Consider the following 12,398-nt stretch of genomic DNA (forward strand, 5'->3'; position numbering starts at 1 on the left):
TGGGTTTGTAGTGGGTTTGTTGGGTGCTGGTTTAAGCCTTATTGTATGTGTTAGTAGCTGAAGTTCATGAAGTAGTTTTGATGCACACAGCAATTGGTACTGCACTTTTTGTGATTATTTTTTAATTTTATTGTTAATTAACCCTGCCATGTCTGGGTTAGATTGTGCTTATTTCTAAAATGTAGGGTTAGTATCTATAATTACTACATCAAGGTGTGAAAGTTTAAACATATTTTCTAAATGGATGATAGAATAAGGCATTTCTCTAGGTATTAATAAGTTTTTTTGTTCTTTAATCACCACATTAGTAACACGATCCATTGGTTTTTGAAAAATCTTAATCTAACTATTTTTTGTTTTTAAATATTTCATGAGGTTTTTCAATTGCATCGGTATCGGCACCTAAATTGAGATCAGTTTTTATGGTAATAATGGTATTGGCAGCACGATAAATAATGACATAAATTAATGATTTGGTTTTGACAGATTATTTGAGTAAGATTATAGTATATGATATATTAATATAATGGTAATAAGTTTCATAAATTGGATATTCATTTTATTAAAAATATCATCAAAACCACTATTTAACATCACCACAAAGTGACTAAATTAAGATGATTTACAACCTCATCAACAGAGTCAAATAAATAATCTGAGTGTTTGTTTTTAAATAAGATGTCTCTAATTGCAACTTGGATTGTAATATTAAGATCTGATTGATATTTTTTAGTACATACATAAAAGTTTGTTGAATTGTATTAAACCTTAACTCCAAAATAGCAAAGACTCTAACACCCATCGCCTCTCTAATTATTACAAAAAAGTAATGGACTTAGTTTGGTGTTTATCTCTAAGCGATGATTTACATCTTTAAAATTACTAAATACTTTACAAGCTACACCAACATTCATTGTGATGCATAACAAATAATTGTGCTCGTCTAATAAATATCACGATATTTGGTTATTCTCAGCATTAAATTTTGTATCTGCTTTGTATTTATTAGTGTTTAAGTCGGCAAGACTTACTCTTCAGGCCAAATACCTTGTTTAAATACCGCTTAATATTTGTATTATTTTGTGAATAAATAATCAAAGTCATTGCTAGATATGGTGAGAATCAAATGGTGGAATTATTTTTGAATATCTTTGTAAGTCAAAAAATCTGTATCGTATTTATCAGCCTTGATCACAAAAAAGTTAGCATCAGTTAAGCGTGACGACATCCAAAAATTTTGTGCAATCACAACAATGAAAAAACTAAGGATGGTAACTTGAAAATTCAAGTATCTAAGTTAGTATACTGGTTGTGATAGTTTTCCATGAATGACTGACATGTCAAATATCTATTTATCATGTAATATATTTTCACTTAACCACTGCAACTCTGGGATATACGGATATTGCTGGGTGAGCATGTCTTAGACATAAGCATTGTCACGAGAACAGGATATTGCCAATAATAAATAAATCTTCAGCTTTATAATTTTGTGTGTGTAGCTAATGTTTTGCTTATCAAGTTGGATACTCATTGACGAGTCACCCTTAATCCGTCCCAATGACTTGATACCTCATTTATTTGGTAATTAAAGTAAGCAAGCCTATAAATGTATCAGTAATACAAAGAATATGAATGTGTATTATGAGGGCTTAAAATCAAGTGAGGCAGAGTTGATACAATAACGATTACCACTTGAGGTAGGACCATCTGAGAAAACATGTCCAAGATGGGCATCGCAATTAGAGCACCTTGCTTCAACACGACTCATGCCGTGCGAGTTATCAGTAATTAACTTAACACTATCAGATTTTGAAGCATTAGAAAAACTAGGCCAGCCCATATTCGAATCAAATTTAGTATTGAATGAAAATAAGATCTGATGACAACAAACACAAAGATAGTTTCCTTGTTCTTGATAGTTGTAATACTTACCAGTAAACGGCGCTTCAGTGCCTGCTTGTTGTGTGACTCTAAACTGTTCTGGGGTTAGCTTCTTAACCAAATTCATTAGGGTATTATATAGATAATTAGTCTATTTTTTCATCATTATGAAGGTTTATTTAGTCGGTGGTGCAGTGCGCGATCAATTATTAGGTATTGCTGATGAGTTCACTGAAAAAGATTGGATGGTCGTTGGTTCATCTTCTAAACAAATGCTGGATCTTGGCTATCGTCAAGTGGGTAAAAATTTCCCTGTATTTTTACACCCAGGTACACAAGAAGAATATGCTTTAGCAAGGTTGGAGCGTAAAATAGGTACTGGATATAAAGGTTTTAAGTTTGATATATCAAGCCAAGTCACGCTAGAGCAGGATTTATTTCGTCGCGACTTAACAATTAATGCAATGGCACAAAAAGCAGGCGAACTATTTGACCCATTTAATGGCCAAGAAGACTTAAACAATGGTATTTTACGCCACGTGTCTAATGCTTTTAGTGAAGACCCAGTGCGGATATTACGTATAGCTCGATTTGCAGCACGCTTTAAAAAGTTTGGCTTTAAAGTAGCGCACCAAACCCACCAACTAATGAGTCAAATGGTTACCTCAGGCGAGGTAGATGCCCTTACCCCTGAACGCGTGTTTAAAGAACTCAACAAAGCTTTATCGTACGAAACACCATCGGCTTTTTTTAAAGTATTAACTGCTTGTGGTGCTTATCAAAAAGTTTTCTCCAGCCTTGATAACCAAGTACACCAAAATCACAGCAATTCATTTGTGTTTTTAGATAATCTTAATACTGACAAAGCGCATATTAAATTCTCCATTTGGCTTAAAGATGAGAATAGGCATAATATTAAAGCCTTATGTAACATAATTAAATGTCCTAAACAATATCAACAATTATCCGAACTTGTCAGTCAGTTTTATCAATTTTCACAGGATTTTACCAATCACTCAAGTAACGAAGTATTTGATTTTTTCGCTAAAACAGATATTCTTAGACACAAAGATAGATTCGAAGATTTACTCTCTACATTTAAATTACTAGAGATTGATATTGTACCCATCGAACACTTAAGAGATTTACTTAAAGATATTAATATATCTAAACTGGATAAATCAGACATTGCTAAAGCTATTCAAATAGAAAAAAGATTAATCATTGACTTGTTTTTTAAAACAGTAAAGAAATAATACTAATCAAACGACTTAATTTTTTCCTTACAAAATTGCTGGATTAAAGTTTGTAAGTAAGCGGCTACTTTTCACTAAAATAGCTTCTTCAGTAATTTTATAATATTTTGAATAACGTTTTTTAACATAGTCTTATTTGAGTGGTTGAAAATAACAACGCTTAAATTTGTTTTTTGTGGAAAGACATTAATTAACGATTTATTTTGATGAATTGCCATTGAACTAAGCTATTTTAAATTATGAGTATAAAACTTGTACTGAGCAAGCACTAAAGATAGGAAAGAGTAATAGTGTTCTGTAGTTTGATGGAGCAGAAAGGCGACTATTGTATTGTTGTCTTTCTTTTTTATCCAAAAAAATCATTTTTATTATTGAACTAACGCTCATAATCCTTAACTACTATTTTCTTGGGTTAAATTCCAAGGCGCAGCCAACCCCTTGCTGTAAAAACTATACAATTTCCATCTCTTGTTCTTTAATTTTAGCAAAGAAGTATTGTCCTTCTTTAGGTGCACTGTTTATCTTATCTGAACTATGCACAATTAAATTACACTCTGGCTTAAAAAGTGGCGACAAAAAGATTTTTACTCTATCCTCAAATCATATTTTGTGATAAGTCAAATTGATTAACAATAAAAATATCACAATCACTAATATAATCAGTATGTGACTTATTAACCCACTTACTCGTTGCATGCAGTCATAAAGAATAATTCTCAATAAACTCGCCTGTTTTTCTCTTACCCAAGAATCCCATCAAACTTCTCACGAATCACTTACCTTGTATGGGTTTCTTATTACTAAGTAAGTAACTTAAAGGGTCTTTCATTTAATTTACTTGAAAATATTCGTTAGTTAAGCAAGTGTTGAGTATTAATTTATTAATAAAAATTATACAGATACAATGATAATCATAAGACAAAGGATAGATTTTGTATTTTTTATTTGGGTACTTAAAATCTTATCACAATAATTTTTTGAGATATACTTAAACTCATTTAAGTATGACAATTTTTTTGATTTATAAGTCAAAATTTATTTTTAGAGTTAAGTTTATTGCTACTATTTTTAGTAAGTAATTTGCTTAATATTTGAACAGTTATTATTTTCTATTTCAATAATAGCTTCATTCTAGCATTGGCATAATGCTCACACAAACTGACCATTCAAAGTACTTTTTCCAGAAAAAGAACAAATTTTATATTTATATTTTTAAAATTACAATAATAAAATATACTTTTAAATCTTCATCTTTCTTAATAATCTAAATTTATATAATATCCTAATTTTTAATTATAGGTTTTTATGGATCCAATTGTAAAACACTTAACTATTATTATGAGAATTATTTCTTTATATTGCGATATTAAAAATATTTATGTACAATTTAGTTTAGAATTCACGTATTCTAACGGATGAAAGTTTTGTTATTTCAGTGAATATATAATCAAAGATGGAATAAGAGGTTAAGTAATTATTTCACAATACGACAAAGCAAGTCAAATTCACAAAAATTACAGGCATTTTTGTTGGGCAGGACAGTAGTAATACCATTTTGAAAATCAATACTGGCAATATTTAAGGTTTGTTGCCAAATTTTAAGTTGCTTGTTCCAATCTTGATATTTGTCTTTGTATTTGGATTGTTTGGGTAGAGAATCTGGGTTTTTTGAGAGCCCCTTGAAGTTAATTTTGTTTGAGGCTAGTTCAATAAAGGCTGCGCCTTGAACGTTGTTAGTGATGGCATAAATAGGGAGTTGTGGCTCACTGATGGCACTACCGTACCAGCTAGAGATTGAGGTGGTACTTGTTTTGTAATCGAAAATAATTTTGTCGCCATTACTCATTCGATCGAGTCTATCTAATCGAGTTTCGAATTCTAAATTAGCAATATTAGCGGTTATATTTTGTTCGGTTGTCAGTACATAAAAATCTTCTCTAAGTTTATCAGCTTCAATGAAAGTGTGGATAAGATGAGAGAGCCTGAGTTTTTCTATTTTTTTAAAACTGGAGTTTAGATGACGCTTGAGAACGGTATTTATTTTATTAAGAATAAGGTTATCAAGTTCTTTAGTATTAAGGGCTAGGAGTTGTTCTTTTGAGGTAATTTTTTGATAAATATATTGCAAAACGTTGTGGATAATATTGCCTTGTTCTAATCGGTTTATGCCAATGTGTGGCGCATCAAAACTTGTGGTATCGAGTCGATGTGCGAAGCCTTTAAAAGCGCAAGCCATTTGGTCTTTTAAAATGCGAACACCTAATTTTATTTGAGGTTTTTTTAAATAGCTTGTGTTGGTATCAAGAATAGACTCTAGTGGAATGGGGAATATTTTTTGAATATGGCTTGTGTTAATGGTTGGGTTAAATTCTACCAGTGGTGAGGGTAATTGCTCATTTCCAAGGTGTGTTAATGCATAGGAAAAAACGACTTTATTGGCAAGTGAGTTTAAACTTTCCAATGTGTTTTTAGCGTCAGTTGTAATCAGTTTGTAATCTGTATTTGGGATTTGGTGTGTTACGCTGATATCATGTGCAATAAAACGAGTTGAGTTGAGTCGTGTTGGTAGAAATTGGTTGGTCATGCCAAGTATCCAAGCCTCGTCAAAATATAAGCCTCGCGCTTCTAAAGCGTCTAGAATTTGGATATTGGTTTTGTTTGCTTGTTCTTGAAAAATAACTTGCGCGGTTAAATTGTTTAATTGCGTGATGGCAGATTGAGTACTAACTTTACCAAAGTAAAACGAGAGTTGATTAAGCCCCAAACTAGTTTGTAAGTACTTGTTAAATAGTTTATATTCTGTGTTACTTAGGTTTCTATCAGTGGCAAAACCCCAAGTTTTAAGCATGTTATTAAAGTTTAAAAGATGAGATTCAAGTGTATTATTGGTTGGCTTTTCACGCTTAATATTGTTGATAATGGCCTCTAGTATTGGACATTTCGATAAATCTTTGTCAATTCTATCTAAACTAAATTCATCAACAGATAAAGACAAAACTTGGTTCATTAATAGACTTCTGGATGATCTTTCTTGTTGATAGCCAGAGACATAAACGCAAGTAGCAACTTTGTTGAATAATGTACTTTGAATTTTGTTGCATTGCAATTGAATGGACAGTGTTAAAATGGACAATAAATCTTGAATTAGTGAGTATTGATTTAAGTGTAGTCTTAAGGATATATTGTAGGATTTTTGTTCAATTTCAGTGAGCAAATTATCAAACACCTGATCAAAAATAGAACTTAACTGGTGTTGTATATCGCTAAGCTGTGGACTAACGATGACGACTGATTTATCAGGATTAGTATCAAAATGTGCTTTTGCCCATTGAGCGGCTTTGAAAATTTCGCTTGTTGTGGTGTCAAAAGTGAAGGTTAATATATTGTGAGTGCTGATGGCGTTAATTTGTTGATATCCGATTGTATCGAATAAAAGTTTTTGTTGAGGGGTTAGAGTTTTAAAGCCGTATATATGAGGCTTAGTGATTGATGTGTTGGTTTTAATAATTAAACTTGGCAGGTCATGTAAATCAATCAAACCTAGGATTAATTTGGTGTTTTTATAGGCGTTAATCCAAGCACTAAACAATTCTGATGAGCGTATTTTTGAGTAAGTTAATTCGGATAAATCAATTAAATAATTGGCGCAATAATCATTATTTTTAACCACTTCATCTAGCAGACTCTGGTGTGTATTTTGCCCTAGTTTTTGCATGGATTGCTTGATAAGGTGTCTTGATTCAATCTGGTCAATAAAGCGCAAGTTTGAATTAGGGCTAATTTGATGCCAAGTGTAGCACAAGTATTGTCCCCAAGATAAGGCTTTTGGCAGTTGAGTATTGCCACGTTGAATGGCAAAAGTTTTTTTAAAAGCCAGTACTTGTCGATTATTGGCTAAAACAATGATATCTTTAGCGTTAAGCTCGGTTAGTTCGGCATTAATCAACATAGCCAAAAAATGTGTTTAATCGAGCCCCCAATATTTCTAAGCCCTGTTTTTTTAGGCTAGAGAATAACTGTACATCAACATAAGGGTACTTTTTAATTTGATTATGGACTTTAAGGTAAGTATTGCTGGCGGCGCCTTTTTTGAGTTTGTCGGATTTGGTGAGTATAATTTGTGTGGATAAATTAATACTATGACACCAGTTTAGCACCATTTGATCAAAAAGTTTAAATGGATGACGAATATCCATAACCAGTACTGTACCGCGAAGACAATCACGCTTATTAAAGTATTCATTTATGTCTTTGTGCCATTTAGTTTTGACACGTTTTGGTACTTTGGCGTAGCCATAACCAGGTAAATCAACCAGACGACGGTCTTTGTCAAGCTCGAAGAAAACAAAATGTTGAGTTTTACCAGGTGTACGTGATACTTTGGCAAGTTTATTTTGTAACGTGAGTGTATTAATGACACTTGACTTGCCCGCATTTGACCGACCAGCAAAAATAACCTCATATCCTTCGTCTGGTGGACAACCCTTTAAAGAGGGGCAAGAGAGCAAAAATTTGGCTTGGTGGTAGTGTTTGTGCATTGTTAAAAACGGTGTATAATCGAAAACTCATGGTTATTTATTGACTGTTAATTTTAATGATAAGGAGAGAGTAATGAAGAGAATTTTATTAGTAGTAACTGTCGCTACATTTACAATGAATTTTGCCCAAGCAGATGGTGCAGCAGATTATGCTGCTGGTGGTTGTGCTAATTGTCATGGCATTACAGGAGTATCAGTCATCCAAATTTATCCTAACCTTTCTGGACAAAATTCAGCTTATACCGTTAAGCAATTAAAAGATTTTCAAACAGGTGTACGTAAAGACCCAACTATGAATGCAATGTCTAAAATAGTTGCTGGTAAAGAACAATCAATTGCTGATTTCTTGGCAACACAAAAATAACCCTTGTTTTTGAGTTAAAAATCTCCTAATTTATTAGGAAGATTTTTAACAACATAATAATGCAAAAAATACTACACTACGTGTTAGCTATGATGACACTAAGTATTGCTTTGGGTGTACAAGCCTCTGGTAAATCTGTGTACAATTCATTAGGATGTTCGTCTTGTCATGGTATTGATGGCAAACCTTCCACATCTGCTTACCCTACTTTGGCTGGTAAAGACGCTGTGTGGCTTGTTAATCAATTAAAATATTTTCAATTTGGTGTGCGTAAAGATCCAACTATGAATGCAATGGTGCCAATAGTTGCTGGCTATGAGCAGATAATTGCTGATTATTTATCCAAGCAATAAAAACCCCACCTTTTATTTTAATGAACTAATGTATAATCCTAGTTCATTTGTTTTCAACAAAACACATCTTATGAATAAATTAGCCTCAATTTTTATTATTGTAATTACTTTTGCTTCAATCAATGTTTCTGCATCTGGTGATGTTGCCAAAGGGAAGGTTATTGCAGCAACTTGTGTTGTTTGTCATGGTGTTCAGGGTAATTCAGTAGTGGCTACATTTCCTAAATTAGCTGGACAGGGGGAAGGTTATTTACTAAAACAGTTACAAGATTTTAAATCAAATACTCGTAAAGATGTAATTATGAAAAATACTGTTGTATCATTAACTAAGGATGATATGGAGAATTTAGCTGCTTATTTTTCTAAGCAAACTATCACTCAAGGTGTTGTCAGTAAAAGTGCCAATATTGCTTTGGGTGAACAACTTTATAAAGGTGGTAATAAGGATAAGGGCGTAACGGCTTGCATTGCCTGTCATGGTCCTATAGGGGCTGGCATTCCTTCTGCTAAGTTTCCAGCTTTAGCCTCTCAGCATGTGACTTATATAATCAAACAACTCGTCGCTTTTCGTCAAGATGCGTATAATGTACAAACGGGTACTAATACGCCTGAACGTAATAATGACTATGAAGGTATGATGAGAAATATAACCAAATATTTAGATAATAAAGAGATTGAAGCGGTTTCTCAATATATTGCAGGGCTACATTAAATTAAAAAATGAGTCAAAGTTTGAACAGTTTTAATTAATAAAAAAAGACAGTTATACTATCTTTCTTATTAGTATAATTGGTTCTTTTCAAGTATAAAAATTGATTTGAACGCAATGAAAGCCTCATTAGAAATATTAAAAGGTCTAGACAGATCATTGACAGTAGACTTGCCTATTGATATTTTTAACCAAAAAACGGATAAAATTTTGCAAAAAATTGCATCGCAAGTGAATTTTGATGGCTTTAGAAAAGGTAAAGTTCCCGTTGCTGTTGTGCGTAAGCGTTTTGGCAATAATGTCAATTCAGATGCCATTAATGAAATTGTGAACGAAACTTTGACTGATGCATTGACACAAGTCAAAGCAACTCCTGTTTCACAACCAGTTATCAGCAAAATTGACTCAGAAGATGAGAAGAATTTTTCTTATACGGTGGATTTTGAAGTATTTCCTGAAATTAAAGTAGCTGATTTTTCAAAGCTTACTATTGAGCAAATTAAGGTAGAAATTACTAAAGCTGATGAGCAAAGAACACTAAATGGATTAAAAGAACAATTGACTGAATATAAAGCCGTTAAACGTAAATCTGAAATAGGTGATAGATTATCGATTGATTTTAAAGGCTTGATTGATGGAAAAACCTTTGATGGTGCTGAAGCTAAAGACTTCAAAATAGTACTTGGCAAAGGCTCAATGATTAAAGGCTTTGAAGAAGGGTTAATAGACGTAACTCCTAATAGTATGCTGATGTTGGACTTGGTATTTCCTAAAAATTATCATATGAATAAATTATCGGGCAAAGCTGTTACTTTTGAGATCAATATTAATGAAGTGGCTTTACCCAAAGAGCCAAAATTAAATGAAGTATTTGCCAAGAAGTTTGGTGAAAAAGACATGGATGCTTTAAAAGTTAGCATAAAGATGCAAATGAAGGTCGAAATTGATGGCCGTATCGGCTATTTAAATAAAAATGCTATTTTTGACGCACTTTCTGAAGCTAATCAATTTGACGTGCCACAATCTAGTATTGACAATGAAGCACAAAACTTACTCAAAGAGATGAAAGAACGTATACAACAGCAAGGCGGCTTGCCAGCACAAGGTGAAATACCTGCTTCTGCCTTTAATGATGAAGCACAACGTCGTGTTAAACTAGGTTTATTAGTTAATCAAATCTCTAATGATAATAAATTAAGTGCTAGTTTGGAACAAATTGATGCAAAATTACAAGAAATATCTCAGGCACATGGCAAGGATACCCAGAAAATTATTGATTCTTATAATCAAGATCCAACGAAAAAATTAAGTATCGAGTTATTAGTGATTGAAAAAATGGTGCAAGATTTAATTTTAGATAAGGCCAAAGTAACTTTTAAGCAGAAAAAATTTCAAGAAATTACATAGTAGCTAAATGGACATTGAAAACTTAAATCAAATCCCAATAGTGGTGGAACAATCTGCCAGAGGTGAAAGGGCTTATGATATTTATTCGCGTCTTTTAAAAGAACGTATTATTTTTTTAGTAGGTCCCATTGAAGACTATATGGCAAATGTGGTTGTGGCGCAATTACTTTTTTTAGAATCTGAAAATCCTGATCAAGACATTCATTTATATATTAACTCTCCTGGTGGTTTAGTTTCCGCTGGTTTGGCGATTTATGATACTATGCAATTTATCAAGCCTGATGTGTCTACTTTGTGTATTGGTCAAGCGGCAAGTATGGGCGCTTTATTGTTAACAGCAGGCGCTAAAGATAAACGTTTTGCATTACCTAATGTTCGGTGTATGATTCATCAACCTTTGGGTGGGTTTTCTGGTCAAGCGAGTGATATTGATATTCATGCGCAAGAAATTTTAAAAGTGAGAGAAAAGCTCAATCAAATTTTTAAACTTCATACGAGTCAAACGATTAAAACTATTCAAAAGGACACCGATAGAGATAATTTTATGTCAGCAAATGAGGCTACCAAATACGGCTTAATTGACAAAGTATTGGCAAAACGTTAAATTTGTGAAAGACGATAATCAAGAATTGGTTTGTTCATTTTGTGGTAAGGGCAAATCTGAAGTTGGGCGTTTAATCAAAGGCCCTGGGGTCTTTATTTGTAACAAATGTGTTGAATCGTGCCATGATTTAATTGAAGATCAGGCTTCTCAAGAAGGAGTTAATGAATTTGAAGATTGGAATTACACACCTAAACAATTAAACAACTTTTTAAACGATTATGTGATTGGTCAAGATCATGCCAAGAAGGTGCTATCTGTTGCAGTTTATAACCATTATAAACGCCTTCGAAGTGATTATATATCTAATAAGGTAGAATTAGATAAGTCTAATATTTTAATGGTTGGCCCTACAGGATCAGGCAAGACATTATTGGCACAAACATTAGCACGCATATTAGACGTTCCTTTCACAGTGGCTGATGCAACGACATTAACTGAAGCGGGCTATGTGGGTGATGACGTTGAAAATGTGATTAAAAATTTATTATCAAAATGTGATTTTGATCCAAAACGCGCTCAACGTGGTATTATTTTTATTGATGAAATTGATAAAATTTCTCGTCGTTCTGACTCACCTTCTATTACTCGTGATGTCTCGGGCGAGGGTGTACAACAAGCCATGCTTAAATTGATTGAAGGTACTGTGGCAAGTGTACCACCTCAAGGTGGGCGTAAGCACCCTAATCAAGAAACTATTGATGTAGACACTTCGAAGATTTTATTTATTTGTGGCGGAGCCTTTGATGGGTTGGATAAAATTATTAATAGACGTGTTGAAAAAGTAACAGGTATTGGTTTTGCTGCAGATGTAAAAGACCAAAAAGAAAAAAAAACATTGAGTGATTTATTTGCATTAATCCAACCAGAAGATTTAATTAAATTTGGCTTAATTCCAGAGTTTGTTGGGCGTTTACCAGTACAAACAGCACTGAGTGAGTTAGATGAAACTGCTTTAGTGAAAATTTTAATAGAGCCTAAAAATTCAGTTATTAAACAGTTTCAAGAAATATTTTTTATGGAGGGTGTTAAACTTATTTTTAGAAATCCATCCTTACTGGCAATTGCAAGATTAGCTATTAAACGTAAAATAGGCGCTAGAGGTTTGCGTTCTATTTTAGAAGATTTGTTATTAGACACGATGTTTGAATTACCATCACTTCTTGATGTGACCGAGGTGATTATTGACAAAGCAGTGGTGAAAAAGAAAAAAGCACCACTGATTATCTATCAATCTCAAAAACACTCCAATAAATCTAAAAGAGTTGATTAACATGAAGGCTTTA

11 protein-coding genes are annotated in these 12,398 nt (G+C 32.9%); 7 read left to right on the plus strand and 4 right to left on the minus strand.

Features of this window, described 5'->3' with window-relative positions:
* Positions 1 to 174: 174 nt before the first annotated feature.
* Together RMAG_RS05775 and msrB are read right to left on the minus strand one after the other, a co-directional pair.
* Entirely contained in the window at positions 175 to 321 is a 147-nt protein-coding gene (locus tag RMAG_RS05775) for an HFCD family protein (RefSeq protein ID WP_162146610.1), read from the minus strand.
* A gap of 1,321 nt (positions 322 to 1,642) precedes the next feature.
* Positions 1,643 to 2,011, minus strand: coding sequence for a peptide-methionine (R)-S-oxide reductase MsrB (gene msrB, locus RMAG_RS01025; RefSeq protein ID WP_011737610.1), 369 nt, complete (start codon positions 2,009 to 2,011; stop codon positions 1,643 to 1,645).
* A 40-nt stretch (positions 2,012 to 2,051) separates the two neighbouring features.
* Between msrB and RMAG_RS01030 the strand changes: the two genes are divergently transcribed.
* On the plus strand, positions 2,052 to 3,140 hold the full coding sequence (locus RMAG_RS01030; protein WP_011737611.1) for a tRNA nucleotidyltransferase/poly(A) polymerase-related protein: 1,089 nt from the start codon (positions 2,052 to 2,054) through the stop codon (positions 3,138 to 3,140).
* 1,474 nt (positions 3,141 to 4,614) lie between these two features.
* On the opposite strand, the gene RMAG_RS01035 is transcribed toward RMAG_RS01030, so the two are convergent.
* Together RMAG_RS01035 and yihA are read right to left on the minus strand one after the other, a co-directional pair.
* Complete coding sequence (locus RMAG_RS01035; protein WP_011737612.1) at positions 4,615 to 7,089, minus strand: PD-(D/E)XK nuclease family protein; 2,475 nt, start codon at positions 7,087 to 7,089, stop codon at positions 4,615 to 4,617.
* Positions 7,079 to 7,678, minus strand: a complete 600-nt coding sequence (gene yihA, locus RMAG_RS01040; protein WP_011737613.1) for a ribosome biogenesis GTP-binding protein YihA/YsxC — start codon at positions 7,676 to 7,678, stop codon at positions 7,079 to 7,081. Before yihA ends, RMAG_RS01035 begins: the two co-directional genes overlap by 11 nt.
* Before the next feature lie 73 nt (positions 7,679 to 7,751).
* Between yihA and RMAG_RS01045 the strand changes: the two genes are divergently transcribed.
* The 6 genes from RMAG_RS01045 to clpX all read left to right on the plus strand — a co-directional run bounded on the left by RMAG_RS01045 (position 7,752) and on the right by clpX (position 12,385).
* Positions 7,752 to 8,042, plus strand: coding sequence for a c-type cytochrome (locus RMAG_RS01045; RefSeq protein WP_011737614.1), 291 nt, complete (start codon positions 7,752 to 7,754; stop codon positions 8,040 to 8,042).
* 59 nt (positions 8,043 to 8,101) lie between these two features.
* Complete coding sequence (locus RMAG_RS01050; protein WP_011737615.1) at positions 8,102 to 8,395, plus strand: c-type cytochrome; 294 nt, start codon at positions 8,102 to 8,104, stop codon at positions 8,393 to 8,395.
* A gap of 70 nt (positions 8,396 to 8,465) precedes the next feature.
* A complete protein-coding gene (locus RMAG_RS01055) occupies positions 8,466 to 9,107 on the plus strand; it encodes a c-type cytochrome (protein WP_024792096.1) in 642 nt (213 codons plus the stop codon).
* A 114-nt stretch (positions 9,108 to 9,221) separates the two neighbouring features.
* The gene (gene tig, locus RMAG_RS01060; RefSeq protein WP_011737617.1) at positions 9,222 to 10,511 is read left to right on the plus strand and encodes a trigger factor; all 1,290 of its coding nucleotides are present in this window, start codon (positions 9,222 to 9,224) and stop codon (positions 10,509 to 10,511) included.
* A 7-nt stretch (positions 10,512 to 10,518) separates the two neighbouring features.
* On the plus strand, positions 10,519 to 11,115 hold the full coding sequence (clpP, locus tag RMAG_RS01065) for an ATP-dependent Clp endopeptidase proteolytic subunit ClpP (protein WP_011737618.1): 597 nt from the start codon (positions 10,519 to 10,521) through the stop codon (positions 11,113 to 11,115).
* A 4-nt stretch (positions 11,116 to 11,119) separates the two neighbouring features.
* The gene (clpX, locus tag RMAG_RS01070) at positions 11,120 to 12,385 is read left to right on the plus strand and encodes an ATP-dependent Clp protease ATP-binding subunit ClpX (RefSeq protein WP_011737619.1); all 1,266 of its coding nucleotides are present in this window, start codon (positions 11,120 to 11,122) and stop codon (positions 12,383 to 12,385) included.
* The last annotated feature ends 13 nt before the right edge of the window (positions 12,386 to 12,398 follow it).

Origin of the sequence: Candidatus Ruthia magnifica str. Cm (Calyptogena magnifica) (assembly GCF_000015105.1) — a bacterium.
GTDB lineage: Bacteria > Pseudomonadota > Gammaproteobacteria > PS1 > Pseudothioglobaceae > Ruthia > Ruthia magnifica.

What these genes read in the sequence shown, in the direction of transcription:
- clpP (WP_011737618.1), top strand. Translation starts at nt 10,519, where the DNA reads ATGGACATTGAAAACTTAAATCAAATCCCAATAGTGGTGGAACAATCT.
- RMAG_RS01030 (WP_011737611.1), top strand. Translation starts at nt 2,052, where the DNA reads ATGAAGGTTTATTTAGTCGGTGGTGCAGTGCGCGATCAATTATTAGGT.
- tig (WP_011737617.1), top strand. Translation starts at nt 9,222, where the DNA reads ATGAAAGCCTCATTAGAAATATTAAAAGGTCTAGACAGATCATTGACA.
- msrB (WP_011737610.1), bottom strand. Translation starts at nt 2,011, where the DNA reads ATGAATTTGGTTAAGAAGCTAACCCCAGAACAGTTTAGAGTCACACAA.
- RMAG_RS01055 (WP_024792096.1), top strand. Translation starts at nt 8,466, where the DNA reads ATGAATAAATTAGCCTCAATTTTTATTATTGTAATTACTTTTGCTTCA.
- RMAG_RS01050 (WP_011737615.1), top strand. Translation starts at nt 8,102, where the DNA reads ATGCAAAAAATACTACACTACGTGTTAGCTATGATGACACTAAGTATT.
- RMAG_RS01045 (WP_011737614.1), top strand. Translation starts at nt 7,752, where the DNA reads ATGAAGAGAATTTTATTAGTAGTAACTGTCGCTACATTTACAATGAAT.
- yihA (WP_011737613.1), bottom strand. Translation starts at nt 7,678, where the DNA reads ATGCACAAACACTACCACCAAGCCAAATTTTTGCTCTCTTGCCCCTCT.
- RMAG_RS01035 (WP_011737612.1), bottom strand. Translation starts at nt 7,089, where the DNA reads ATGTTGATTAATGCCGAACTAACCGAGCTTAACGCTAAAGATATCATT.
- RMAG_RS05775 (WP_162146610.1), bottom strand. Translation starts at nt 321, where the DNA reads ATGGATCGTGTTACTAATGTGGTGATTAAAGAACAAAAAAACTTATTA.